The sequence below is a fragment of the Edaphobacter paludis genome, from assembly GCF_039993895.1.
Classification (GTDB): Bacteria; Acidobacteriota; Terriglobia; order Terriglobales; family Acidobacteriaceae; genus Edaphobacter; species Edaphobacter paludis.
In genome coordinates, this window is record NZ_CP121194.1 from 2,116,597 (window position 1) to 2,141,969 (window position 25,373).

At 54.3% G+C, this 25,373-nt stretch carries 19 protein-coding genes; 8 read left to right on the plus strand and 11 right to left on the minus strand.

All coding sequences use genetic code 11. The annotated features are described in order from the left end of the window. Nucleotides 1–94 precede the first annotated feature (94 nt). Together P4G45_RS08705 and P4G45_RS08710 are read left to right on the plus strand one after the other, a co-directional pair. Nucleotides 95–3,790 carry a hypothetical protein gene (locus P4G45_RS08705; RefSeq protein WP_348266088.1) on the plus strand — a complete coding sequence of 1,232 codons (3,696 nt, stop codon included), beginning with the start codon at nucleotides 95–97 and terminating at the stop codon, nucleotides 3,788–3,790. A gap of 175 nt (nucleotides 3,791–3,965) precedes the next feature. Then, nucleotides 3,966–5,492, plus strand: a complete 1,527-nt coding sequence (locus P4G45_RS08710; protein WP_348269240.1) for a TonB-dependent receptor domain-containing protein — start codon at nucleotides 3,966–3,968, stop codon at nucleotides 5,490–5,492. 852 nt (nucleotides 5,493–6,344) lie between these two features. Here the strand turns inward: P4G45_RS08710 and P4G45_RS08715 are convergent. Beyond that, a complete protein-coding gene (locus P4G45_RS08715) occupies nucleotides 6,345–6,995 on the minus strand; it encodes a BON domain-containing protein (protein ID WP_348266089.1) in 651 nt (216 codons plus the stop codon). Nucleotides 6,996–7,342: 347 nt separating this feature from the next. On the opposite strand from P4G45_RS08715, the gene P4G45_RS08720 reads away from it, so the two are divergent. Next, complete coding sequence (locus P4G45_RS08720) at nucleotides 7,343–8,248, plus strand: universal stress protein (protein WP_348266090.1); 906 nt, start codon at nucleotides 7,343–7,345, stop codon at nucleotides 8,246–8,248. Between the two features lie 118 nt (nucleotides 8,249–8,366). Here P4G45_RS08720 and groL read toward each other — a convergent pair whose 3' ends face one another. Further along, the gene (gene groL / locus P4G45_RS08725; protein WP_348266091.1) at nucleotides 8,367–9,989 is read right to left on the minus strand and encodes a chaperonin GroEL; all 1,623 of its coding nucleotides are present in this window, start codon (nucleotides 9,987–9,989) and stop codon (nucleotides 8,367–8,369) included. Between the two features lie 151 nt (nucleotides 9,990–10,140). On the opposite strand from groL, the gene P4G45_RS08730 reads away from it, so the two are divergent. Continuing rightward, nucleotides 10,141–11,298 (plus strand): hypothetical protein, encoded by a 1,158-nt coding sequence (locus P4G45_RS08730; protein ID WP_348266092.1) that lies wholly within the window; start codon nucleotides 10,141–10,143, stop codon nucleotides 11,296–11,298. 60 nt (nucleotides 11,299–11,358) lie between these two features. Here P4G45_RS08730 and P4G45_RS08735 read toward each other — a convergent pair whose 3' ends face one another. Then, nucleotides 11,359–11,811, minus strand: a complete 453-nt coding sequence (locus tag P4G45_RS08735) for a CBS domain-containing protein (protein WP_348266093.1) — start codon at nucleotides 11,809–11,811, stop codon at nucleotides 11,359–11,361. Nucleotides 11,812–12,072: 261 nt separating this feature from the next. Here P4G45_RS08735 and P4G45_RS08740 point away from each other — a divergent pair, with 261 nt between their 5' ends. Both P4G45_RS08740 and P4G45_RS08745 read left to right on the plus strand, forming a co-directional pair. Next, on the plus strand, nucleotides 12,073–13,437 hold the full coding sequence (locus P4G45_RS08740; RefSeq protein ID WP_348266094.1) for a phosphoribosyltransferase family protein: 1,365 nt from the start codon (nucleotides 12,073–12,075) through the stop codon (nucleotides 13,435–13,437). 55 nt (nucleotides 13,438–13,492) lie between these two features. Beyond that, nucleotides 13,493–14,836, plus strand: coding sequence for an erythromycin esterase family protein (locus tag P4G45_RS08745; RefSeq protein ID WP_348266095.1), 1,344 nt, complete (start codon nucleotides 13,493–13,495; stop codon nucleotides 14,834–14,836). 487 nt (nucleotides 14,837–15,323) lie between these two features. Here the strand turns inward: P4G45_RS08745 and P4G45_RS08750 are convergent, their stop codons facing one another. The 8 genes from P4G45_RS08750 to P4G45_RS08785 form a co-directional block, all read right to left on the minus strand. Continuing rightward, entirely contained in the window at nucleotides 15,324–15,806 is a 483-nt protein-coding gene (locus tag P4G45_RS08750) for a hypothetical protein (protein WP_348266096.1), read from the minus strand. Beyond that, the gene (locus P4G45_RS08755) at nucleotides 15,803–16,876 is read right to left on the minus strand and encodes a glycosyltransferase (RefSeq protein WP_348266097.1); all 1,074 of its coding nucleotides are present in this window, start codon (nucleotides 16,874–16,876) and stop codon (nucleotides 15,803–15,805) included. The genes P4G45_RS08750 and P4G45_RS08755 overlap by 4 nt, the downstream gene beginning before the upstream one ends. Next, complete coding sequence (locus tag P4G45_RS08760; protein ID WP_348266098.1) at nucleotides 16,873–18,390, minus strand: phytoene desaturase family protein; 1,518 nt, start codon at nucleotides 18,388–18,390, stop codon at nucleotides 16,873–16,875. Before P4G45_RS08760 ends, P4G45_RS08755 begins: the two co-directional genes overlap by 4 nt. Next, nucleotides 18,387–20,255: an aldehyde dehydrogenase family protein gene (locus P4G45_RS08765; RefSeq protein WP_348266099.1), complete on the minus strand. Its 1,869-nt coding sequence runs from the start codon at nucleotides 20,253–20,255 to the stop codon at nucleotides 18,387–18,389. Before P4G45_RS08765 ends, P4G45_RS08760 begins: the two co-directional genes overlap by 4 nt. Continuing rightward, nucleotides 20,252–21,793, minus strand: a complete 1,542-nt coding sequence (locus P4G45_RS08770; RefSeq protein WP_348266100.1) for a phytoene desaturase family protein — start codon at nucleotides 21,791–21,793, stop codon at nucleotides 20,252–20,254. The genes P4G45_RS08765 and P4G45_RS08770 overlap by 4 nt, the downstream gene beginning before the upstream one ends. A 223-nt stretch (nucleotides 21,794–22,016) precedes the next feature. Further along, on the minus strand, nucleotides 22,017–22,664 hold the full coding sequence (locus P4G45_RS08775) for an XRE family transcriptional regulator (RefSeq protein ID WP_348266101.1): 648 nt from the start codon (nucleotides 22,662–22,664) through the stop codon (nucleotides 22,017–22,019). A 144-nt stretch (nucleotides 22,665–22,808) separates the two neighbouring features. Beyond that, nucleotides 22,809–22,964, minus strand: coding sequence for a hypothetical protein (locus P4G45_RS08780; protein ID WP_348266102.1), 156 nt, complete (start codon nucleotides 22,962–22,964; stop codon nucleotides 22,809–22,811). Nucleotides 22,965–23,137: 173 nt separating this feature from the next. Then, nucleotides 23,138–24,484, minus strand: a complete 1,347-nt coding sequence (locus P4G45_RS08785) for a divalent metal cation transporter (RefSeq protein WP_348266103.1) — start codon at nucleotides 24,482–24,484, stop codon at nucleotides 23,138–23,140. Nucleotides 24,485–24,678: 194 nt separating this feature from the next. On the opposite strand from P4G45_RS08785, the gene P4G45_RS08790 reads away from it, so the two are divergent. Both P4G45_RS08790 and P4G45_RS08795 read left to right on the plus strand, forming a co-directional pair. Then, nucleotides 24,679–24,867 (plus strand): hypothetical protein, encoded by a 189-nt coding sequence (locus tag P4G45_RS08790; protein WP_348266104.1) that lies wholly within the window; start codon nucleotides 24,679–24,681, stop codon nucleotides 24,865–24,867. Continuing rightward, nucleotides 24,864–25,346, plus strand: coding sequence for a LysR substrate-binding domain-containing protein (locus tag P4G45_RS08795; protein WP_348266105.1), 483 nt, complete (start codon nucleotides 24,864–24,866; stop codon nucleotides 25,344–25,346). Before P4G45_RS08790 ends, P4G45_RS08795 begins: the two co-directional genes overlap by 4 nt. The last annotated feature ends 27 nt before the right edge of the window (nucleotides 25,347–25,373 follow it).

Consider the following 25,373-nt stretch of genomic DNA (forward strand, 5'->3'; position numbering starts at 1 on the left):
TTCGCCCCCAAAGTGTGGGTATTCGAATGTCCTAAGAGGCCGGATCAACCGTGGCAGCGTCGCTCTCAACGGCTGTACCTGAGAGGAGTGGACCATGGCAATCGTCATTCGTATCAATGGCAGCAGTGCGGGGGATGGCTTCCTGATAGCGCCAGATAACGGGCGCACCTTTTCGGTGCCGCTGAATCTCAGCACCGACGATGGCACCACCGTGAACGCGACGGTCGACGCCACTCCAAATGGGGCCGGCGTGACGTTGCCGGGGGGCTCCATCAGCGTCGGCCCGGCTGGTACAGACATCCCCATCAACGCGACAGCCGTGAGCAACACCCGCGGCGATACGACGATCAATGTCCATGTGGGTGGAGCGACGACGACTTTCGCATTGACAGCGATCAGCAATCCAGTGATCTGGTTTCGCGGCCGCTTCGAAGCCCGCTTCGCAACGGACGGAGACTATTACAACAATCCGAGGGGCACCGACGGAGGCACTCCGGGTCACGACCCCAATAACGACATGATTGGGCCAAACCCGGGATGGACTTGGGCGCTGGAAGGCGAGCCGGATTTTGTCCCTTCAGGCGTGGATTCACACGGGGTACTTAACAGCATTCCATCGACATTGGACAAACCTGTGGGGCGAGTGGTGCGGCTCAACAACCCGGTTGCCCCACGTACGTTTGCGGCACCCGTCGGGACTACCGTAAACGAGATTTCAGGTTCCACGATGGGCGGGACCGAGGTGTTTACCGCAGGGGATCCTGTATTCGGTGCGACGGCGAATCTTGGCCCGAACACCTACCTCGCGGCCAATCAACCACCGAACCCGAGCGATCCACCGCCCTACGAGCAGAATGTCGAAGGCAACGAACCGATGAACCTGTTCGAGTTTCACATCGACGGCTTCTTTTCAGGGAAATCTGCTGCTATCGCAGATCGCCCTACGGCGGCTGGCTATGTGCCCTTGGACGCCGCTGAACAGGCAATTGTCCAGTTTATTGACCCCCAGACTTCCACGGCGCAGGCGTTCTTCCCTCTCAATACCTTCAACACGGAGCGCCTGAAGCAACTGCAAGATGCGTATAACGCCCTTTCACCTGCAGATCAGACAGGCACGGTGGGAGGGCGGAACCTGAAGACCCGCATTGACCACTTCACGACGAATCCCACGGAAGTGGCATCCTGGTCCTCGAAGGAAGAGTACAGCGGAAAGGTCAATGACAGCATCACGATCCAGTTGAATGGATCGAGCGTTCTCGCTTATTTCGCGGGCTATACGGCTTTTGCATTCTTCGGTAAGTTCTTCACCTTCCACTCCGATGAACTTAACGGGTATGTCCACGGCAACCTCAGTGTTAACCCAGCCGCTCCTTTGGCTAAGACGTGCTCGATCCAGATCCAGAATGGCACCTTCGGTAAAGACGAGTTGGTCTCAATGGGATTACCAGCGACGTTCCCATCTGCCTTCTGGGTGGTCATGGATGGATTTTTCCCCTCTGAGTTGGGCATTGACGCGACCGACAACCTCACAAATCCACCTAACCCGCCAACCGTTAGCTTCTCCATAGACCCGCCTGCGAATGCAAATCCGACGATCGTGAATGCTTTGCAGACCCAGCACCAGCTTCAGATCCAGCCGTTTAGCGGCGCGGTCTTGACGACGGCCCTGCCGCCGACAAGTACGCCACAGCGCATTCTCTATCCCTTCAGTATCCAATTCACCGGCACCGATGGTTTCGTCACTCAGGACGAACTTCTAACGCTGACGGCAACCATCACCGTCGACGGCAAACAATACAACGCCTCCGCACCTCTCGAACTAACCACGGCCGCCAATCCGTATGTGATCGACGCCGATGCGGGCAATCAATACACCTCCTGGCTAAGCACCGACCTGCGTGTGTTCACGGTGGATGATGACGAAGTGTTCTTCGGCAAACGGGTCAGCGACTTCTACCCGGCTGGCGCAGTCGCCGCGCAGTATCCTGTAACGGCAGCCGCGGCTTCAACGGCGGCGACGGCGTACATTGCCGATCTCATCCAGCGGTTGACTCCCAGTGGTTCAGCCGGCGGAGACAGTTTCGAAAGCAGTCTCACTGAAGTCGAAGCTGCGACCAGGGATGAGCTCGAATATTTGCAGGTCAATCCGCGAACCGGGAAGGCCGCATTCAACTTCGCCGTTTGCCGGGTGCGGATACGCGGTACAACGCCTCCCAACTCGCCACCACCGTTCACTACCCAGGCACAGAATTGTCGCGTCTTCTTCCGCGCCTTCCAGGCGCAGACCACGGTGTCGACTTTCAGCCCCACCACGACTTATCGCTCAACACCGATTGGCACGCCTGACGTTAGCCCACGGGTTCCATTGCTGGGCGTGCAGACGGATGCCATGGGTCAGGAAGAGTTCGTTACCATCCCGTTCTTTGCCGTCAATCGGGTCAATCTTGCCGGGCCCGCCGACCTCACCACGCAACCACCGGATGCGCCAAATGTGCAGACCATCTCCCCGATAACCGGGACGGAGGTAGACACGTACTATGGCTGCTGGCTCGACATGAACCAGCCGACGCCGCTTTTCCCACAGTTTGCGAAGCCCGGCGACTTTGATAACCGGACTGGATACTTCAACACAGGCACATTTACGACCCAGTCGATCAACGCAGCATTCAGCAGAGCCCCGCATCAATGCCTTATCGCCGAAATAGCCTTCGACGATGTCCCAATTCCACCCACCGCCGACTCTTCGACCTCGGACAAGCTCGCGCAGCGCAATCTTGCGTATGTGGACGGCCCTAATCCGGGTGACATCAATTCTCGTCGCATGCCGCATCCTTTCCAGGTTCAGGCCAGCAAATCAACGGCGAAGCATGTAGACGAGCTCATGATCATGTGGGGCAACACGCCGGCTGGCAGTACCGGAGCCGTCTATCTGCCCGGAGTGGCAGCCAGCGAGATTATTTCGCTCGCGGATAGTCTCTACCCGTATCACGGGCTGACCATGCAGGACGCGCACACAATCGCTGTCCAGTCGGGCCCGGTGTCCTTTGTTCCCATTCCAGCAAATACCGGTCTTCTCGCCGGCTTGCTGACTGTAACGTTGCCGCCGGGGGTCCGCCGAGGAGATGTTTACAAGATTGTTGTCCGTCAGGTAACCGAAGCCGTCAAGTTCCTCACAGGTTACGAAGGGCTGAACCAAGCCCAACTTGGCCAGGTCGGTGACCATCCAGCTGCAAGGAAGAAGGCACAGGCGAAACGGCGTCCACCCTCAACTTTGGTTTGGAGACGCGTTTTGGGCGCCTTCCAGATAGATATTCCGATCAGCACCAAGGAGGAGCTGCTACCGCCCGAAGAACACCAGTTGGCCTTGTTCCGCTGGATTGCAGACAACGTTCAGCCGCAGAGCCGTTGGCATCCGGTCATGCAACGCTATATCGAACAGTTGGCTGGCCGTGTCACCGGGTTCGGCGGCGATCCCTGCAAGATACCGCCGTCCCAAACCGGCAATGTGACAGTTCAGCCATGCCATGGCGAGGAGGAGGGTCACGAGCATCATGAGGTGACCGGAAAGGTTAACGGGATTATTTTCGATCACTTCGGAGATTTTGAAGGCCTCGTCATCGAAACCTGGCGAGGCGAACTGTGGCGTTTCCAAAGTCGGGAGCGGCGTGTGCTCGATATTGTCCGCTCCGCATTCGACGACCGCAGCGTGGTGACCGTCATTCGGCACTCCGAGCGAAGGGGGGACGTCCAGTCGATCATTGTCCGCCTTGCTCCCGCGTGGCCGGTCTGATCGTCCGGCTCGTATGACGGGAGCCGTAGCGGCAACACGGCTTGTGATTTTCGGTTCCGTTCATACAAACTCAAGTCAAAGGAACCGAACGACAAATCGGGATTGTATTGAGCCAGCCGGATGCGACGCTCGACCTCGCGTCGGCTGGGGGCGTTGGCCTGGATCGGACGCGATGATGATTGACCGTCTCTCGTGCGCGCTCGGTGTTCTCTATATAGTTGCCCTCGTCCCGCTGTGCCGTGCCCAGACGCCTGCGCCGCCAGGGGCTCCTCCAACAGCCACAAATAAAACGGCGGCCTCGAATAGCCCGTCCAGACCCACCTTATTGACTGTAATCACTGTGACGGGTGAACCCCTCGCTGTCTCGCTTGCTCCCGCGTCGGCCAGTATTGTCGATGATGAGCAGATTAGAAGTGCCCACACGATCACTTCGGTTGACATCATGCGAACAATCCCCACTCTGTATCTGGCCCAGAATGGAAGCTTAGGTTCGCTTAGCACCGTCACCATCCGCGGAGGCAAGCCCAATCTTGTTCTAGTGATGATTGACGGGATTCCAGCAGACGATCTAAGCAATCTTCTGGGCGGGGCCTTTGATTTCTCCACACTTCTCGTACATGATGTCGAGCGCATTGAGGTGGTAAGCGGACCTCTTTCCTCCGGCTATGGTTCAGAAGCCGTGAGCGGCGTCATCAACGTGATCACTAAGCCGACGCACTACGAATCGAACGTGCTTGCAGGTGTCGAGGCTGGCTCCTTCGGAGGCGGCGGGCTGAATCTCGGAGCTGAAGGCTTACAAGGCCGGCTGGGATACAAGCTGTCGGGGTCGTTCCTCCGGATGGGAGAACAGGTCGAATCTGACGCTTTCTCAACTAACAACTTCTCTTTGGCATCCGACTACAGCCACAGCTTGAGCACTATCGTTAGCTGGACGGCGCGCTGGATTCAACTCGACCGTTCGGGTTTTCCTGAGGGTGGAGGAGGACCTGAGCTGTCCATTCTCAGGATTCCAAAGACCAGTAACTCCGGCAATATGCTCAGCGGCTTCCTCGTGCAACATCGCGTTAACAATATCTGGACTACCAGCATCAATGCCGATCTCTTCACCCGAGGTGAGCACGCCTACACGCCTGCTATCCTCGACAGCCCTCATCCATCCCCGGCTTCTCAGCCCAGCACTGATACGCGGACCCGCTTTACTCGCTCTCGAGTTGCATTGCAAAACGTGTTCGATTTGCATCCTCGACTGAAGTCCCATCTGAATCTGCGCGGCGCTGACGAGTTCGGGAAAAATAACACTCTTATTGAAGGGGTGTACCCAACCCACTTCAGAGATAACAGGGGCACTTCCGACATTTCAGCCGACTTGGTTTACTCCACTCCCACAATGACAGGAATGATTGCGTTAGGAATTGACAAAACTTCGGGATTCAATGTGCAGCTTGCTCCTCGGGTGGGTGCCGCTGTGTCGGCAGGAAAACGTACGATCCTGAAGGCAAGTTGGGGCCGCGCCTTCAAGGTTCCATCTTTATATGCACTCGGAAATCCAAACGTCGGCAATCCCAATCTTCGGCCAGAGGAGATAAATGGGATGGATGTAGGGGGGGAACATCCGGCCAGCGAGTCAGTCTGGCGGCCACTTATTATTACAACCTGTTCTCCGATCTTATCGATTTCAGCGCGATCTCCTTTCGCCTGGTGAATCGCACACAAGTGCGTACGCAAGGTGTGGAAACGACAGCCTCGTTCAACGCAACCCGCGGGATACAGGTAAATGCCTGGGGGGCGTTTCTAAACTGGAAGGTTAAATCTTCGAGTGAGCCCTTGCGAAACCAACCGGGATGGAACTCTGGCTTCACCATTGAAGCCCCCCTTCCCAAATCGCTCAGGGCATCCAGCACGACGATCTGGGTGGGCCGCCGCTACGACTTCCAGGTACCGGCACCTACAGTCACTTCAGTCGGAGGATTTTCCGCTACCAATCTAGTGCTCGGGTATTACGGATTGAAACACACTTCGATCTACGCCAGGACTGACAATCTCTTCAATACAAAATTTCATGAATATTTGGGTTTCCCGAATCCAGGAATTTCCACTGAAATTGGCATAACGTATCGGCTGCACTGACCCCGGTTCACACAACCAAGCTCTGTTTGCCTGGTGGTTGAGTAAATTTGATCCCCCATAGACGATAGCTCATGAGGCAGAACAATCGGCACTCGAGGCGAGCTGTATGGTCAGACTCCTATCGTTTTGCCATCGCGAGCATTTGCTGATTCTTTTCAATGGAGTTCTGGAGAACTTGCATCTGACAGCGCAGACGGGTTCGGTCAACTTCTGCACAGAATCCGTTGCGGGAGACGTGGGACAGCAATTCCAACTCACGCTTAAAAAGGTCCTCGAGTACCCTTTTATCGCAGGCGAGTTGCGCTTCCAATTCCCGTATTACCTTGGGATCGCTCATATCGATTGGACCGAGATGATTTGTCACTCGCAGGGCCACTCCCTTTGCGCTCTGCGAGCCTGACATTTATACAGCCTGCAGGCAGTCGATTTAGGCGATCAGCAACTCATCCTCGACCGCTGTCACACCAGGCGCCGACCACGCTGCTCGCTCAGCCGCATTGCGCTCTGACCAGGAATGCACTTGTCCGCGCAAGACCACCTTAGCTCCGCGAACATCAACCTGTATCTCTTGAGCGTCCAATTCTGCAGTACGGCGCATAGCCCTCTCGATCCGCGTCTTTACTTCGGAAGGCATCGCTAGTGGCTTAACCTTGATGTGGTTTGTTATACCCTTTACGCCGGCCAGACTTCGAATTGCACTCTCTGCCGCAATTTGTTGATATCTGTAATCGACGGTTCCCGTCAGAATAATCCACCCATGCTCCACATGAACCTTGACCCGATCCTCGGGCACAAGCACGTCCCATTGCAAGGCAGTCAGCACGGCACGGGCAATATCTTCGTCGGTGCGTTGATAGGAGGTAGGCAATTCGACACTAATCTCATCGACGACCGCCTTCACTCCCCCAACACGTTCAACTGCACGAACAGCAGCCCATTTTTCGGCCAGGCTCTTCACCTTTCCGGAAAGGGTCACGATTCCGTCGTGCGTGGTGATTCCGATCTCTGCGGGATCAACGGTGGGTTCATATTGCAGCTCATCTAATACATCCTGTTGAAGTTGGACATTCGTTTTCATATTGTTGTTCTCCTTGATGCGTGAATCTCTCAAAAGGGAATGCTTGCAGAATTCACGAGTTCCCTATGTCGACAGATATTCTTACGAATGGAAGTAGCCTGCAGTGACTAGAATCACGCTTACCAACGTTCCTCGCAAAGCCGATGTGATGGCTCTATTGCCCATTGTGAGCCGTCGTGCTCCGAGCCCGGAGAAGGCACCGACTATGCGGATCCTCGACATTATTAACAACCACCATGGTAGACACACTCCTCTCGGCTACACCAGTGACCGAGATCACGTTTCAACCCTCCACAGCGGGGGTACGGTAGGCGAGGAGTATACGTTCCGAGAGCCGGTAGAGAGCCATGCCAAGCACAATCAAATCACCGTTTCACGTTATCCTCTTCGCCACCGATCTATCTGACCACTCGGCAGCCGCGCTACGCTATGCGGCGAGCGTGGCTACCGCCTACGGAGCTAAGCTCTTCCTGGTCCACGTGCTTGATCCAGATATCACACCGACGGATTCCTCTCCTTCAGATCTTCGCAATCTCGCACAATCTGCAATGAGTGAATTGAAGGGTATCTGCCAAAGCCTCTTGGCAACTCATGGAATTACCGCGCAGGCGATCGTTCGCTATGGCAACGTCAGGGACGTGATCTTTCAGGTTCAGCAAGAGTGTTCAGCGGATATTGTTGTGCTTGGGTCAAGTGGGAAGAAGATCAGTCGGGGCAACACGCTGGGTTCAACCGCGGAGGCCGTTCTTCGCAGTATGCCATGCAATGTCCTTACCATCGGCCCCCATATCGAATGGCACCCTTTTTCGACAAAAGCGCAGGCGATCCTCTTTCCGACGGATCTTTCTGCAGATTCACTCGCTGCGCTCCCGACCGCTGTTTCAATGGCTACCAGTCTTTCAGCAAGGCTGTTACTGCTCCACGTCTGTGACCCATACGAGCTCCATTCCTGTTTCGGAGGTGAAGTGGATTGCAAAAAGAAACTGCGGGAAGTTGCTGCATCCACTGAAACTCAGGAACTGCGAGTGGAATATTCCGCGGAAGAAGGCCGGATCGCGGAACGAACACTATCGTTCGCTAAAGAAAAACATGTTGATTTGATTGTGATGGCAATACATCAAGGCAACCTGGACGATGGAACGCGATTGCATGGAATTGTGTCTGATATTGTGAGAGAGTCGCAGTGCCCTGTCTTTACCGTGGCTCGTCACGTGGATGCTTCCTTAGCTCCGCCGCAAGGGACTTCGAAATGAAATAGCTCCCAGCGAATACAGGTCCCAAACGAATCAAACTACTAGAATCCCTGTAGCTAAAGTGCAGCCATACAAAAAAGAGTTGAGGTTCGATCACGTTCCTTGCGCATTCCCTTCCCTACACATCTACATATTGCCCAGGGCTATTCTTGGTCCCATCCTCCGGGATGTCGGTGATTGTGGCTTCGGTCAGGAGGAGAATGCTAGCGACTGACACCGCATTCTCAAGCGCGATCCGCACTACCTTCGTGGGGTCGATGATCCCAGCTTCCATCAAGTCCACATAAGTTCCGGTAGCAGCGTCAAAACCGTAGTTTCCAGTACCGGTGCGCATACGCTCCACCACAACACCTTCATCCACGGAAGAATTTATCGCAATCTGCCTGGTGGGCGCTTCCAATGCGTGATTCAATACTCGCAGGCCGATCCGTTCATCCCCATCGCATTTTGCTTCTTCTTGTGTGATCGCATCCACAGCGCGGAGCAGTACAAGGCCGCCGCCGGGAACAATGCCCTCAGCAATAGCTGCCTTTGTTGCGCTAACAGCATCTTCAAAAGCCTCTTTTCGATTTTTCATTTCGGTTTCTGAAGGGGCGCCCACTCTAATTACGGCAACACCTCCTGCCAGTTTCGCCAGGCGCTCCTGCAATTTCTCTCGGTCATAGTCGGATGTACACTTCTCGATCTCCCTGCGTATCTCATTGCAGCGGCCCTCGATCGCTTCCCTCGCCCCGCCACCCACAATGATGGTCGTTGTCTCGCGATCTATGACTACACGCTTTGCAGTTCCTAAGTCGGCGAGTGTGATGTCTGGGAGCTTGATTCCGAGTTCTTCGGCAAGAAACTTTCCGCCGGTCAGGATAGCAACATCCTGTAACATAGCCTTCCGCCGCTCCCCATAGCCTGGGGCCTTGACAGCCGCAGATATAAGGGTTCCCCGCAATTTATTGACAACGAGTGTGGCCAGCGCTTCGCCGTCAATGTCATCAGCAACTATCAGCAATGACCGCCCTGTCTTCGCAATCTGTTCCAACACAGGAACGAGATCCTGAACCGTGCTCAACTTTTTCTCGCTTAATAAGATGTAGGGTTCGTCGAGAACCGCTTGCATCTTCTCCGCGTTTGTAACGAAATATGCGGACAGGTAGCCGCGGTCAAACTGCATCCCTTCGACCACATCTAGAACTGTCTCGATGCCTTTGCTTTCTTCTATCGACACAACCCCCTCTATGCCGACCTTCTCCAAGGCATCGGCCACTAGCTCCCCGATACTTGAATCATTATGGGCAGAGATCGCCGCAACCTGAACACGTTCTTTGCGGCTGGCTACCGGCCGAGACAGAGAATGAATGGTCTGTACTGCCAGCTTCAGGCCGCGGTCCAAGCCGCGCTTCAAATCAATGGCACTCGTGCCGGCAGTGATGTTCCGCAATCCTTCAGTGAGAATAGCGAAGGCCAGAATGGTCGCGGTACTTGTTCCATCCCCTACTGCATCGCCGGTCCGTTCGGCTGCCTCGCGCATCATGCTGGCTCCAAGGTTTTCTTCAGGGCACTTGAGAGTAATTTCCTTCGCGATGGTCACTCCGTCATTGCACACGATGGGCCTTCCGAAGGCTTTCTCAATAAGGACACACTTTGACTTTGGTCCGAGAGTCACACGTACTGCGTTGGCCAGCAATGTCGCGCCCTTGAGAATCTTTTCGCGTGCTTCCGATTCGAAGAAGAGCTGTTTGCATGACATAGATAGATCGCCTCTAAGGCGACGAGTTTTCTCCTATTGGCCACGCTTTGCGGTGACCTGGATCACAATGTTGCGACCCCTGTGTGATTCCGATCACTGCGATCACATACCTCTAACCAATAGAGTGATGCTGCTAGGTAGGAGAGATCGTATGAAGACTGCCCCCGTCCCGCCCGTCCTTCCCTTTTTGGATCTTCTTTCTTCTGAAACTCTCGCAAAACTTGCTAATGTTTATGACAAACAATCACACGCAGTCACACTGTATTTCAACCGGTCGACCTTCTCGGACAAAGCTCACAGCGAAGAAGCCCTAACGTTCGAACATCTTGTAAAGTCAGCCAGGGATAAATCACAATCCGGCGATGCCAACCCTGGTTTGTCGAAGGACCTGACACGAATTTTTGGTATGGAGCCGGAGTTTCGAAGCTCGCCTAATCGATTCAAGGCGATCTTTGCATGTAGCGACAGACAGATTTGGCAAGAAATCAACCTGCCGCCATGCGGAGATTTTAGTCGTCTGGAGATCTCCCAGCGCTTCCAGATTGTCCCATTACTGCGCGCCATGGAAGCCTGTACTCCATATTGCGTAGCAATTATCGAGCATGGCAAAGCGAGAATCTTTATCGTCCATGGTACGGAAATTCACCAGATGCATCAGCTACCTTCCGAGGAGTTAACTATGGATGCAGAAGTCTCGCGTGTAGGTTGGTGTCATCATACTGATGGAAGCCTAGGAGAACGCACGAAGGCATACTTTAAATCACTCGCTCGCGACTTACGTGAACTTTTGCAGGATCTAACTTGCCAGTATCTCGTTGTTGGCTGCCGGGACGATCTTTGGTCTGAACTTAAGCCTCAACTGGTCAAGGCGGGCATGGAAGACATGATTTCGGGGCGCTTTAATCTTTCATCCTTCGATATGACGCCGGATGAAATTGTTCAGGCTGCTAGACCGGCGATCACCGGAAAGCAACGGCAACAATATAATCAGTTCTGGGAAAGTGTCCGGGAAGAGAGTGACCTAAGCGCGATTAGTGTCAACCCAGTGTTACGAAGGCTGGAATCAGGTCGCGTGCAAACTCTCTTTCTGGGAGATCTTTCCGGCAGGATTGTCACCGAGTGTGCCAACTGCCATAAATGGCTCAACGCCGGTAATCTCTGTCCTGCATGCGGAAGTTCGTACATTAATAGTCTTCCGGCAGAAGAACTATTAGTGCGCAAGGCACTATCGACAGGAGCAAATACAATTGCGCCGGACTTCGCGATGGCGGCATTGTTCGGCGAGGTGGGCGCTATTCTTCGCTACTGATGGTTCGATTATCAATGGGGCACGGCCATCCGCACCCCCTTGATAAATTAGGTGTTCAGCCTATGCATGGGCTGCGGTCTGAGACTGGGTACGATGCTGAGAAATTGCAGCAACTATATGGTGAGTATGTTCAGGCGTGTCACGTAAGGCGATATCGGCTTGTGCGACGATTCCGATACAAGTACCTTTCCCGTCAACCACCGGCACCCGCCGAACTTGGTTTCGCTCCATCTTGGCTTCGCAAGCTTCAAGCGACTCATCAGGACCACATGTCACCGTGGCCCTGCTCATTACCTCTGAGACTTTCATAGTGCCATTCGATTTCCCCGCGGCAACCGCCTTGATGCAGATATCCCGATCTGTGATGATTCCAAGCAGTTTCCGCTCCGTGCAATCATTCACGACAGGAATAGATCCGACATCGTTGGTTTTCATTAGCTCCGCCGCCTTCTGGATTGGATCGTCCGGTGTACAGCAAAAAAGTCCCTTACTCATCACATCTTTGACATTCATGAAACCTCCTTCCATCCTGCCGGTTCTCGGCGGATGACCGGTACGTCTATACTTCACGCCGGAATTTCACACTAGCAGACAGGCTGGCACGCGGCTGTGATTTTGATCACGTCTGTCGAAATGCGCAGATTTCAGCCCCGATTAACGGGAGTGATGGGCATCACTGCTCAATCACAATGCGAGCTGTACGAATAGAAAAGATCATAAAGGACATTGAGCCAAACGCTTCGGTGAGAATTGCCAAAAACGTTGGAGGAAGCCATGACATTTAAAGACCGAATAGATGCTGGGCGTCAATTGGCCGCGCGACTGAGTAGCTACGCCAATCGGGACGATATTGTCGTATTAGGGATTCCTCGTGGCGGCGTAACGGTGGCATCTGAAGTGGCCCAAGCTTTGCACGCTCCTCTGGATATATTTCTCTCCCGAAAGCTCGGTGTTCCGGGACACGAAGAACTGGCATTCGGTGCGATAGCAGCTGGCGATGGGCGATATCTAGATAGGCAGGTGATCGAGGCTACAGGTATCTCCAACCAACAGATTGAGCGCGTCACCCAGGATGTAAAGAACACGTTGCAACAACGTGCTCTCCTTTATCGAGGGAACCGCCCACCAGTCGATGTAACTGGGAAAACAATCATTCTTGTCGACGATGGAATAGCCACGGGAGCCAGTGTATACGCTGCTATTAGCGCCCTCCGGCAGATGAAACCGTCCAAACTGGTACTCGCCGTTCCGGTGGCACCTGCCTCAACGTGCGCATGGCTCCGGCCCGAAGTAGATCAGCTTATCTGCGTATACGCGCCGGATCAATTTTACGCAGTCGGTCAATTCTACGGGTCCTTTCCTCAGGTTGAGGATGTTGAAGTACAAGATTTACTTCAGTCAGCAGCCTACAAAAAATCGAGTTCTGATCACTCTGGGAATGAGGGTCAGTCTGACGTCACGATCGATCTCATTGATGTCCGGCTTGAGGGAACTTTGAGCATTCCCAATAACCCGAAAGGGATTGTACTGTTCGCTCATGGCAGTGGCAGTAGCCGTCACAGCGTACGCAATCGGTATGTAGCACAAGTGCTTCAATCTGAGGGATTCGCAACCCTCCTTTTTGATCTGCTGACTAGCGAGGAAGAAGCCGTGGACAGCCAAACTGCCGAGCTCCGCTTCGATATCGCACTGCTTGCTAAGAGATTGGTTGGCGTCACCCAGTGGATTACCCGCCATCCAGCCACCCGAAATCTTGCAATCGGCTATTTCGGTGCCAGCACAGGTGCTGCTGCCGCACTCGTCGCGGCGTCACGGCTACCCGGACTCGTTACCGCGATCGTCTCTCGCGGAGGCAGGCCCGACTTGGCTGGAGAAGCACTGATTACTGTTCGTGCCTCTGTCCTTTTGATTGTCGGAGGAAAGGACGAGATGGTCATTGGCCTCAATCGTCAGGCCCACAACAGATTGCAATGTCCGAATAAAGAACTTGTCATCGTCCCCGGAGCGACACATCTCTTTGAAGAGGCCGGCGCCCTCGAGAAAGTAGCACAGCTTGCCGCGGATTGGTTCGTCCACAACTTAGTATCCGATCGATCAACTCTGGGATCTAGTTTCGCCCCGGTACCTAAGGCTCGCTGACTGCCTCTTACTATATAGCTGGGCCAACTGAGACACGAATGTCAGGAGATGACTCATGATTGATGCAACGCAGTCCATCATTACCGATCTCGTCCGCGAGGCCGCGCATCCTTTAACTGGCTCGGCCAACGATTACGATTCTCTCCTCAAATTAATCGGAGATGCCCGCTTCGTCCTCCTCGGCGAAGCTTCCCATGGAACGCATGAGTTCTACCGAGAGCGCGCCAGAATCACGCAGCGTCTCATTCGCGAGAAGGGTTTCAACGCGATCGCTGTTGAGGGAGATTGGCCAGATGCTTATCGAGTCAATCGCTATGTGCAGGGAGATAATGTGGATCCTGATGCCGTCCAGGCCCTCAGCGGGTTCAAACGGTTTCCGGCATGGATGTGGCGCAATGCCGACATCCTTGATTTCGTCGGCTGGCTAAGAACCTTCAATGATGCTCTAGATCTGCCGAACCGTATTGGATTTTATGGCCTTGACCTCTATAGTCTGCACGCATCGATGGAATGCGTCCTCCGCTACCTCGATAGGACCGATCCTGATGCGGCACATCGAGCCCGTCTCCGCTATGCCTGCTTCGATAACTTCGGAGACGACCCCCAGACCTATGGCTACGCAGCTGGCCTCGGCATACGGCCTTCTTGTGAAGCTGAGGCGGTGTCGCAGCTCGTCGATCTGCATCGTAGTGCTCTACGCTACGCCCGCATGGATGGACTGGCCGCCTTGGAGCGATTTTTCGATGCGGAGCAAAATGCCCGCGTTGTCAAAGACGCCGAAGAATACTACCGCACCATGTTCCACGAATCGGTTTCATCCTGGAACCTTCGCGATCAGCACATGGTGCAAACACTCGACACTTTGATCGAGTATCTTGAAGTTCGAAAGCGGGCGTCAAAGATAGTCATATGGGCTCACAATTCCCACGTCGGCGATGCGCGCGCCACCCAAATGGGTCGCGCTGGGGAATGGAATATAGGACAGCTCATTCGCCAAAAATATAGCGTCGCATGTCTAAATATAGGTTTTACAACATATTCAGGTACAGTCACGGCGGCATCGGAATGGGATGGTTCAGCGGAACGGAAACAGGTGCGGCCGGCCAGAGCGGACAGCTACGAGGGGCTATTCCATCAGGTTGGGGTACCAGCTTTTTTACTCAATCTGAAGGAAGATTCTCATGTGTTCAACGGACTACGCAAACCTATGCTTGAGCGCGCCATCGGCGTTGTGTACCTTCCAGCGTCCGAACTGGCCAGCCACTATTTCCACGCAAGACTCTCCGATCAGTTCGACGCCATCATCCACTTCGACCAGACCCGGGCCGTGGAGCCCTTGGAGCCGATCGGTACAGGAGCTTTCGGCGAACCCGCGGAAACTTTCCCTTCGGGCATCTAGACCTTGCTGCTGGCATGTTTTTGGATTGTTGCAACAGAGAGGCTACTGCTTCCCGCAATTTTGCCGGGCCGATTGGTTTGATCAAACATCATTACAACCAGCCTTGATGCGTTTTTCCCGAACATAAGGACCGACTCATCCTTAGCGCTGCGATCAGCGATCTCAACTTATTCGCGCCATCCCAGACTGCCCGCTTCCTCGGAACTGAGAAAGAGGAGATAAACAAAGCCGTCTGGGCTCTCTATATGACTAAGAACATCACGGACATCGGAACCGTGAGAGAGCAGAGGGTTGATGGATTCGATGAGTTCATATTCGTCTATAAAGACATATTCCTGAGTTCTTGCATGAGCGCCAGTCCGGACGGGCCATGGGCGAATGTTAGCAATGTAGCGACATGAGAGACTACCTTCGTCGTGCGTGCAGAACAGATGGAGCAGGTAGCGTCGCCTGCGGGGGCCTGGATTGAGTTTGGGCGTGGATTGATTCATAGGCGCACCGGACTTTGGCTCCGGATGTGGGCAATACGGTCAAGTGCGAAACGGTTATAACGCTGCACAAGGATGCAAGGTAGGTTGGCGGCAAGGGCGTAGGCGGTCATTACCCAGCGCGCCCATGGTGGATTCCAGATAAAGAAAAGGGGTAGGCAGCCCAACATGCACCAGTGCGCAATTTCGGCTCGGCGAGTCTCGATGAGAAATTGTGCAAGGTAGGCAGAGTTGCGCTCGCGGAGCTCCCTCTTAGCGAAGCCGCCAAGCCAGGGCGCAGCATCAGGGAGCAGAAATTTCCATTTTCGAATTGCGAACCGGTCCCGATACAGATGCCCATCTTGTTCCCAGGGGCGCCGGGTGGTAAGCCATGTGTCGCGTGCGAAGATGTGCGGCGGAATGCGGAGAACGACGAAGCCGATGGCGAGGTGAATGACGGGCCAACCGAGGAGGTTCGCCGCCCACACCACCACCGCGATCATACTTCGCGCCCTCGCCAGACAGTTTTGCGGCGAAGAGCGCGCCGTGCGGCGGATCGGCCAAACACAGCACAGTAGTATGCGAGCGGCAACGGATACAACAGGACGGTGAGGAGACGATAACTGCCAAGCTGACGCGCGAGGTAGACAAGTTGCGAGCTAAACATCAGGTAGACGAACGCCAGTCCCAGACGACCGTAGTCACGCGGAACGATCAAGAGCAGTGCGGTGGACCAGAGAGCGGAGATCCACATCACCGCTGATGTAAGAATAAAGCCGTCCGAGGCGGCGGCTCCGTGAATGAAAGCTTTTGTCCAGCTATCGGACATCTGGCCGAGACCTTCCGGGAACATTCGCATATGAAGGGTGCCGCGCCCACTCAGGCAGAGGATGCGCGACCCAGAGGCGCGGATAAGGGTGGCGAGATTGAGATTCTCCAGGACGAAGCCCCGAACAGCAGCGTGACCGCCAACAGCGAAGTAGGTTCCTTTGGCGATGAGGAGAGACTGGCCAAAGAGCCGCGGCTTAGAAATTACACCAAACCCGCCGGCACCCGCAGCCATGAGGACATTAAAAAAAAGCGAGAGCTGCTCGTATTGGTCACTTATGACATGGTAGGGCAGCAACGACATAACCAGCCTTGGATCCTGCTCGCGAAGCCAGCGTGCAATAAGACCGTTCAGGCCATCCTTGACAAAGAACGTATCCGCGTCCAAAAAAAGCAGATTCTCTCCAATGGCACGTTGTGCTCCCTGATGACAGGCCCACGCCTTGCCCGTCCAGCCGGTTGGTAAAGGAGCAGAGGCGATGACGGTTGCGCCGAGGCTCTGTGCAATAAGTGCTGTGTTATCGGTGGAAGCATCGTCCACGACCAGGATCTCTGCCGGGCGTGCCGCAGATGCCGCGATCGATTGCAGAAGGCGAGGAAGATTGTCTTGCTCGTTGCGTGCGGGAATGACGATCGAAAGGCTAATCGTGGCGTGCGACTGAGCAGGTGGGCAGGAAGGAACGCGCTGGATGAGGAGGAAGCCGGCAGGAAGTCCGGTAGCGCAGAGGAGGGCCGGCAAGATCATGGCTTTCCCTTGGAGGTCTGCTCGATAATCATGCGAGCGACGTGTTGGCCGCTAAGCGTAACCATCGGCATGCCAGCTCCGGGATTGACGCTGCCACCTACGAAGAACAGATTGTGAAACTGGGAGCTTTGCTTGGGCGCTTTGAAAGCAAAGTTGCGGCGGCGATCGCAGACCACACCGTAGATGGAGCCTCGATTGGAGGCATAGCGAGTCTCGATGTCGAATGGGGTCCAGAAGTCTTCGACGACGATATGCTGCCGCAAATTAGTGAGGCCCATGCGCTCAAGCTTGTCGAGGCAGAGTTCTTTGAGAGCGATGTAATCTTCTCTCGTGTAGGGATTGCGGTCGTTGATGGATGGAATGTGAGGCAGGATCTTGATGTTGTCGCAGCCTGGCGGTGCCTGCGATGGATCGCTCCGGGTGGGGGCGACCAAATAGATGGTCGGATCATCAGGCAGCTTCTTGTCGCGAAATACCCGGCGGAAGTGCTTGTGCAGATCGGTGGAATAAAAGAAGTTGTGATGTGCGAGCTGCGGATAGACACGGTTCAGCCCAAGGTGCAGAACGATACCAGAGCACGATGGTTCGAAGCGACGCAACTTCTTCATGACGGAAGTTGGAGAGCGCAGTAGCTGCTTCATGGCGGGAACGACTTCCATGTTGGACACGATGTAATCGGCAGGCAAAATTCGAAGACCGCCGCTCGAGTTGCGGACTTGCACGCCAGTGACGGCACTCCGGGAGAAATCGATACGCAGAACCTCTTGTTCGAGACAGAGTGTGACACCAGTCTCTTCCAGACGCTTACGGAACGCGTGGCCCAACTGATAGAGGCCGCCAGCAACATACCAGAGACCAAAGTCCATCTGAATGGTCGGCATCAAGTTCATAAAGGCAGGTGAATCAAGGGCGCTGGAGCCGACATACTTGATGAAGTATTCGAAGATATCGCGGAGGTAACGATTGCTCAGTCGCTTGTAAATGCTACCTGACATCGAACGCAGGTAGTCGAGGTCTCCAGCCTCCTTCCAGCCATAAAAGCGGAAGAACTGTGTGAGGGTATCGAGGCCATGGCGGAGATAGCCACGTTCAAGGATCTCGTATTGGCGGCGTGAATAGGCAAGGAAGTCTTTGTACTCGCCGAAGATCTGCGGGCCGAAACGCCCGAGCTCCTTACGCATTCTTTCAGGGTCTTCCCATAGGTCGACGACGACTCCGTCTTCAAAGAAATTGCGCCACTGCGGATCGACGCGCTGCAGGGTTATGTAGTCTTCGAGCCGCTTCCCGCCACCTTCGAAGATGGGACGAAAAATCTCAGGAAGTGTGAAGATCGAAGGTCCGAGATCGAAGCTGAACCCTTTGGTTTGCAGTTGATTGAGCTTGCCGCCGACCTGTGCGTTCTTCTCAAGAATGGTGACCTGGAAGCCATTGCGAGCGAGCATGATGGCCGCAGACATACCGCCGAGCCCGGCTCCGATGACGATGATGCGGTTACCCTTTTTAGCAGCACTCATGATGCGCGTACCAAGGTGATTGTGATGATCTTAGAAGTTTCTCCAAGGTGGAACGAACACTGGTCGAAGTGGGGTGGGCCGAAGCGAGCAGGCGGATTGTTTGAGACGCCGACTGGCTCGCGTGGAATACCGATGAGATTGTGATCGAGCTTGTGGTTGCTGTTGATATCTTCATAAACGCTCACAGCATAGGTTCCGGGCGGGAGATCGGCATCAATGCGGAGGTTCTGGGCGTTAGTAGGGATGGGAAGGAACCCCTGCCGGAGAGCTTTCTCGCGTTCACCAGGAAATCCAGATGATGAGGCAAAGATGAGATAGGCCAGCTCGCCGCGTGCGTGTGGAGTGAGATGGACGTCGATGGAGAGATGCGCCTGCGGCTTGGATTGCGCCGCGAAGGCCATGGGAAGAATTGTGCTGAGGAGGAGCGGCATGAGTATCCGGCTGAGACGCCCCACGAGACCGGTCGTCGCGTGTCGGAATCGGATCAGGCTGGCGAGTTGGCCCCTGGTGCGACCGTTGAATGGAAACCAGTTGATCTCGCGAGTGCGGCGGTCGCTTGTGAGCATAATGGTTCTCACGCGAGAAAAAGAGAGTAGGCCTTCGGGGCCGTGATAGCGACCATAGCCGCTCAACCGATTCCCGCCAAATGGGGCATGAGGATTTGCAATGGCACGGATGACATCATTGACGCTACAGCTTCCAGCAGAGAGTTGCGCGGCTATGCGACGGGCTCTCGCTTGACTATGGGTCCAGATGCTGCTGCTGAGCCCAAAATGACTTGCATTAGCAAGCGCAATCGCTTCGGCCTCGTCCCGGAAAGAGGCTACACAGAGCACGGGGCCGAAGGACTCTTCTGTAAGGATGCGCGCGTCGGAGGGAACGTCGCTGAGGAGCGTCGGCTGATACGCGACCGCGGCACGATCGTGCGGCCAGCGCAGCGTGGCGCCACGGGAGAGTGCGTCTTCCACCTGGGCACGAGGATCGGATTGGGAATTCTTAGACAGCGGGCAGAAGTCTGCGCCTGTATCAGTGTCGACGCGAAGCTTCATAATGCGCTGCTTCAAACGAGCGAGAAAGTCGTCATAAATGGAAGCTTCGATGTATGCGCGCTTGACTGCAATGCACACGCGTCCGGCATTGGAAAAAGCGCCGTAGCAGATACCTTCAATAGCTCGATCAAGATGGCAATCCGCAAAGACGAGACTGGCATCCTTTCCACCCAGCTCAAGGATCATAGGGATGAGCTGCTTTGCGGCACGCTGCGCCACCTGCTGGCCGTGACGGCTACTGCCGGTAAAGAAGATGAAGTCTGGGCGAGCGTCAATGAGGGCTACGGATTGTTCGGGGCCGTCATGCAACACCTGTACCAGGTTGGGAGGTAGATTAGCTCTTGCGCAGAGCTTCGCGATGAGGGCCGCTGTTTCGGGCGTACGCTCGGAACACTTGAGAATCACTGCATTGCCTGCAGCGAGTGCAGTGATAAGCGGGATCACCGTTAGTTGAAAAGGATAATTCGACGGGCCGAAGATCAGAGCCACTCCGTGCGGTTCGAAAGATTTCTCGAAGCGTGCACCACGAAAGAAGAAAGAGGGCTTACCTATCTGACGCGAACGCAATATGCGCGCGGCGTAGGATTCGTAATAGCGCAGATGCTCTAGAGTGACGAGTACATCGCCAGAGAGTGCATCCAACAGTGGTTTTGAGGTTTCTCGCGCGATTGTGTCGGCTATTGATTCGCACTGAAGTGCGATTTCGCGGCGCAAATCACCCAGAATGGCACATCGGCGTGAGACAGGGATTGCAGCCCAGGCGGCCTGCGCCGCACGCGCGCAGGCAAGAATCTGGTCTGAAGTCGACAAATTCATGCGAGCGCTGGCTCAAGCGGTTTTGCAGCGGGATATGAGACCTCATATTGCTCGCAGATAAGGTTGGCTGAGATACGTGCCGACTCAAAGATGGTGGGGAGTCCGCTGCCAGGATGCGTGCCGCCACCCACCAAATAGCAATTCGAAAACTCCTCGAACTCGTTGTGAGGGCGCATGTAGAGCATCTGGTCCCAGCTATGTGCCATGTTGAAGGTTGCACCAAGGAAGACTGAGTGGTTCTTCTCCCAGTCCTCAGGGGTGATGATCAGTTCGCGGCGAATATGCGGCGTGACGTCGCCGTAAGGTGTACGTTCGCGCAGAATGCGTAGGACGTATTCGCGGCATTGGTGCTTGTACTCATTCCAACTAATGCCGCTAGTGTTGTTGGCCACAGGGGCGAGAATGTAGAGCGCGGAGTGGCCCGCAGGTGCGCCTGACGGGTCTGTCTTGCCGGCATTACGGATGTACAGCGACATATCTTCCAAGGTTGCGCGACCGTGCGTGATGTCTTCGATGTTCTTTTTGTAGTTGCGCGCGAAGACAATTGTGTGGTGCTCGGCGTCATATTCACGATCGAGGCCGAGGTACATCATGAATGTCGAACATGAAAATTTTCGCTTGCGAAGACTTGATGGTTTGTGACGGCGAAGATCCTTCTCATCGAAAAGCATGCTCATGGCGTGACCGAAGTCGGCGTTGATCACAACATCGTCACAGTAGATCTTTTCGCCGCTGACAAGCTCGACGCCACAAGCGCGACGTCCATCAAGGAGGATACGGGCGACTGGCGTGGAGGTGTGAATCTCAGCTCCTTCTTCACAAGCAACCTCGGCAAAGGCTTGGCTGATGCGGCAAAGACCACCCATGACGTGGTACACGCCATGGGCATGCTCCGTATAGGGAATCATGGTGAAGAGACCGGGACAATCCCACGGCGACATCCCAAGATATTTTGATTGGAATGTAAATGCGAGGCGGAGCTCTTCTGAGCGGAAGTAATCGGCGAGCACGTTGTGCAGCGACCGCCCTGCGGCAATATGGGGCACGGCCGCGAGTAGCGTGGGACTGATCAGGCTGGCGAGAGTACCATACGGCTGTTGCAGACACGGATACAGCTTTTTAAATCGAAGGCTCTCGCGCTCAAGGAAATGATCGAAGCTGGCGCCTTCGCCAGGAAAATGCTTTTCGATCTCCGCCTTCATTGCCTCCGGGTCGGAGCGCGCAAGCATCGTCTTGTCTGGAAAACTAAGCGCGTACATCGGATCAAGCCGCTGGAACTGCAGGTAGTCCCTGGAGCGGCGCCCTCCTTCGACAAAGAGCTCATCAAGCAAGAACTTCATCATCAGGAACGTCGGCCCGAGATCGAAGCTGTATTCACCCAGGCGAAGTTCCGCGTTACGCCCACCAATGACATCCTGCTTCTCGAAGACTTGAACGCGGAAGCCGCGCTTCGCAAGTAGCATCGCAGTAGCAAGTCCGCCAGGTCCGGCTCCCACGATCACGATGTGTCTTTTTTTATCGCTTTGCGCAAAGCTCATTCCTCCACCATAGGGTCACCGCGTACTATTGTGGCTGGAGTTGAGCTCCTAAACGACAATCACTTGCTTCACGTGCAAAGAAATCAGTTTTGATTGCCGATTGGTAAAGATGTCAAATTTCGCTACGCCGACGATGCGCCCTCCCCGCGATTTGGTGATTTAGCAGAGAACAGCACGGTATCACCGATCTGCACAAACAATAGTGCTCTGGAAAAGCTCGCCTTTACGTGGAAGATCCCGTAGTTATCACGACCGCAGTGCAAGGCGTTTCGACCAGACTTCGGTAGGCATGTTTCTGTAACGAATCGAAGTAGATGGAGTCGCCGGCAGAGAGCTGGAACGTTTCAACACCGATGGTCATCTCCAGTTTCCCCTCAATCAGGTAGAGTAACTCTACCCCCGGATGAAAATGCGGTGTGACTTTCTCGTGAAGCAACGAATGAAAATGAGCCAGAAACCCATTCAGCTTCCGCTCATTTGCACGGAAGTCCAGACTTTCGAAGGACCACGGGACCGAAGACCCTTTGGGGTCGGATGGGAATATCCTTCGCTCATCACGACGTGAGATGGCCACAACGTGGCGCTTCCGCGGATCAGTGAAGAAGTAATCGAGCCCAACGCCGAAAACCAACGCAATACGCGTAAGCGTTGGTAGAGTGGGCACCAGCCGGCCATTTTCGAGACGCGACAGCATGGCTGGGGAAAACCCGGAGTGTTCGGCGAGTTGCGCGAGCCCCATGCTACGACGCAGGCGAAGGGTACGCAGCTTATCTGCAATCGCATATGGCCGAATCGACTCTTCCACTGTGGTAGTGTCGGTAGCTCTGGAAGAATGTTTCTCCTTTTTTCGCGGGTTGGACTGCTTCTTCATAGACCACCTGTCATTTTAAATTGCACTTCGTCTTTACTCACAATCAATTTTTTTTGCCTTACTGTCAATGATTTGAGTCGCGCCTCCAGCAGTTGCAACTCAGATATTTATCGAACGACTTGATTGGATTTGAGCCGACAGGGCTCAGTCAACTTCGTTTGCCCGATGATGTGCCGCAAAGCGAGCAAAGTTCATCTCGACCGCTTGTTCCGTGATGATGTGCTCCTCAGAATTCCGCTTCTCAAACAGCCGTGCAGCGGAGTAGCAGGTGAAGACATAAATCTCATAGCGAACGGTCATTTTCGGGAAGTGGATTTCATCAAACCGAAGCCCGGACCAGGTCCAGCTCTCGTAAGGAAATGCGCTAGTGGTGTGAACACTTTGAGTTGCGAAAGAAAACGGAGCCAGGGTTTGTCGTGTTTTTGCTTTGCTATTTCGATGACTACCTCCCGTACCTAGCCGAACCTGTGCTCCTACTTCGCAAAAAACGAGTACATCATCAGACCCGCCGAAATCGTCATTACTGCGAGAGTCGCAATACTGATGACGTTACTCAGCATTCTGTTCGCATATTTCCCCATGATTTTGCTATTGTTTGCGATGATGATCAGCATGAAGATGATGGGAACGGACACGATACCGTTGATCACCGCCGAGTAGATCAGCAACTTGATTGGATTGAATCCCAGATAGTTTTGGAGGACACCTACAGAGGTTCCCGCAAGCATGATCCAGTAGAATCCGGGCGCCTGCTTGGGCGTTAGATCCAGTCCCTCATTCCACTCCAGCAACTCGCACAGCGCATAGGAGGACACAGCCGCGAAGATTGGGACCGCCAGAGCACCTGTGCCGATTACACCGGCCGCAAACAGTATCTCCGAGATTTTGCCGGCGTGGGGGAAGCTCTCGACCAACGGATCTAAAGCTCGTGCTGCTTGAGCGGACGTCGTGATGTCTCTGACTCCGTTGACGTAGAGAACAACGGCTGTTGTTTCGATGATGAACCAGGTGGCCACCTCAGAAGCGAACATGCCGATACTTGTGTCCCTCTGCATATCGGCCAGCAGTCTGCGTGCGCCTCCACTGCCGCCGTTGCCCGCGCGTCTTTCTTCGAGTTCTTGTGAGGCCTGCCAGAAAAAGCAGTATGGAGAAATCGTCGTGCCAAAAACCCCGACAATAATCATCAGGAATTGATAGTCAAACTGAATATGAGGAAGAAAGCTTGCTTTTATAACGGGTGTCCAATCTCGAGTCGCGATCAAGCCGGTGAGCATATACGCAAAAAGAGACAGCGTGAGCAGCTTCAACATTGGCGCATACGTGCGGTACTGCACAAAGACCTCTAGCACGATAGCGATTGTCGCGAATAATAGAATGAAAAATGCATTTGGGATTGGCAGTAGCAGGTGTGCGCTATCGGCCATTGCTCCAAGGTCAGCTCCGAGGTTGATTGTGTTGGCTGCGATCAGCAGGAACACTATGCCGTAGAGAACATGCCTGGAATAGTGTTTCCGAAGTGTTGCGGCGATTCCTTGGCCGGTAACGAGTGCGATTCGGGCACTCATCTCCTGAACAGCGATCAGGAACGGCAACATGACGAGCGCCGTCCATAGTTGGCCTAATCCGAACTGCGCGCCAGACTGACTATATGTAAGGATGCCAGATGGATCATCGTCGGCGGCGCCGGTGACTAAGCCAGGACCAAACAATCGTGCAATTCTATGAAGCCGCGCAAACCGCGGATGGGTAGAATAGTCCGCTTTGGCATGGCGACTTCGCATGAATAATACCGAAGCAAGGAGAGTGAAGATGCAGATCAACCCTCAGGATCCTCGCAACTTTGCAAGCTCTCAGTGACACTCATCACCCTTGCCGAAGGGGTTTACTCGAAGCCGAGGGCATCGATTGGATTGAACCGGAGACAAGCAGGATGTTAATGATGCCGATGCCGTCCCATTAAGCAAGCCCGGTACTGAGAGTGGTCGTCAACGACGACCAACTTGGAAGGATAGACATGCGCGCAACTCATCATGGCGGGGGAGAGCAGATTTTCACCCAAAGGCCGAATACGCATCTTCATGACGGAACCCCGCTTAGACGCCAGATTCAACTTCTTGAACAGGAATTATTGAATGAAATGATCACAAGTCGGCAGTTGGAGGCCTTGCAGGGGCATGAAATCGAACTGGGCCTGTTGGCATGACCTCGAACCTGCACGGCCTGGAGGTAATCCAGGTATTACGCGAGCCTCTTCTTCTGGCGGTTCACCGCGACCATCGACTCGCGAAAAGACGTCTGCCTGCACTCGAAGACTTGAGTGGTGAGCCCTTCATCACCTTCAATCCAGTGGACGGGAAATACTTCCACGATAAGGTTGATAGCTTGCTTCAAACCTCGGGCATTCGAGTCAATTATGTACAGCGAATCAGCCAGGTTCATTCGATCCTCGCCCTGGTAACCGCCGAACAAGGTATTGCCTTGGTTCCGCAGAGTGCGCGGGCTCTGCACTTCGAAGGAACTGTGCTGAGAAAGCTTAAGGTAAAGACCATCTATACAAAGTTGTTTTTCGCATGGAGAAAAGACAATGTGAATCCGGCACTTCCTGATTTTCTCCTCCTGATGCAGAAGCATTTCCCACTACCAACCACCTCGACCTTAGAACGTCGAAGCTCAGGAGTGTAACTGATGGGTGGAGTCCAGACTCCCTCC

Bases quoted from the DNA above. Each gene is read 5' to 3' on its own strand.
- P4G45_RS08705 (WP_348266088.1), top strand. From the start codon at position 95: ATGGCAATCGTCATTCGTATCAATGGCAGCAGTGCGGGGGATGGCTTC.
- P4G45_RS08710 (WP_348269240.1), top strand. From the start codon at position 3,966: ATGATTGACCGTCTCTCGTGCGCGCTCGGTGTTCTCTATATAGTTGCC.
- P4G45_RS08715 (WP_348266089.1), bottom strand. From the start codon at position 6,995: ATGAAAACGAATGTCCAACTTCAACAGGATGTATTAGATGAGCTGCAA.
- P4G45_RS08720 (WP_348266090.1), top strand. From the start codon at position 7,343: ATGCCAAGCACAATCAAATCACCGTTTCACGTTATCCTCTTCGCCACC.
- groL (WP_348266091.1), bottom strand. From the start codon at position 9,989: ATGTCATGCAAACAGCTCTTCTTCGAATCGGAAGCACGCGAAAAGATT.
- P4G45_RS08730 (WP_348266092.1), top strand. From the start codon at position 10,141: ATGAAGACTGCCCCCGTCCCGCCCGTCCTTCCCTTTTTGGATCTTCTT.
- P4G45_RS08735 (WP_348266093.1), bottom strand. From the start codon at position 11,811: ATGAATGTCAAAGATGTGATGAGTAAGGGACTTTTTTGCTGTACACCG.
- P4G45_RS08740 (WP_348266094.1), top strand. From the start codon at position 12,073: ATGACATTTAAAGACCGAATAGATGCTGGGCGTCAATTGGCCGCGCGA.
- P4G45_RS08745 (WP_348266095.1), top strand. From the start codon at position 13,493: ATGATTGATGCAACGCAGTCCATCATTACCGATCTCGTCCGCGAGGCC.
- P4G45_RS08750 (WP_348266096.1), bottom strand. From the start codon at position 15,806: ATGATCGCGGTGGTGGTGTGGGCGGCGAACCTCCTCGGTTGGCCCGTC.
- P4G45_RS08755 (WP_348266097.1), bottom strand. From the start codon at position 16,876: ATGATCTTGCCGGCCCTCCTCTGCGCTACCGGACTTCCTGCCGGCTTC.
- P4G45_RS08760 (WP_348266098.1), bottom strand. From the start codon at position 18,390: ATGAGTGCTGCTAAAAAGGGTAACCGCATCATCGTCATCGGAGCCGGG.
- P4G45_RS08765 (WP_348266099.1), bottom strand. From the start codon at position 20,255: ATGAATTTGTCGACTTCAGACCAGATTCTTGCCTGCGCGCGTGCGGCG.
- P4G45_RS08770 (WP_348266100.1), bottom strand. From the start codon at position 21,793: ATGAGCTTTGCGCAAAGCGATAAAAAAAGACACATCGTGATCGTGGGA.
- P4G45_RS08775 (WP_348266101.1), bottom strand. From the start codon at position 22,664: ATGAAGAAGCAGTCCAACCCGCGAAAAAAGGAGAAACATTCTTCCAGA.
- P4G45_RS08780 (WP_348266102.1), bottom strand. From the start codon at position 22,964: ATGACCGTTCGCTATGAGATTTATGTCTTCACCTGCTACTCCGCTGCA.
- P4G45_RS08790 (WP_348266104.1), top strand. From the start codon at position 24,679: ATGCGCGCAACTCATCATGGCGGGGGAGAGCAGATTTTCACCCAAAGG.
- P4G45_RS08795 (WP_348266105.1), top strand. From the start codon at position 24,864: ATGACCTCGAACCTGCACGGCCTGGAGGTAATCCAGGTATTACGCGAG.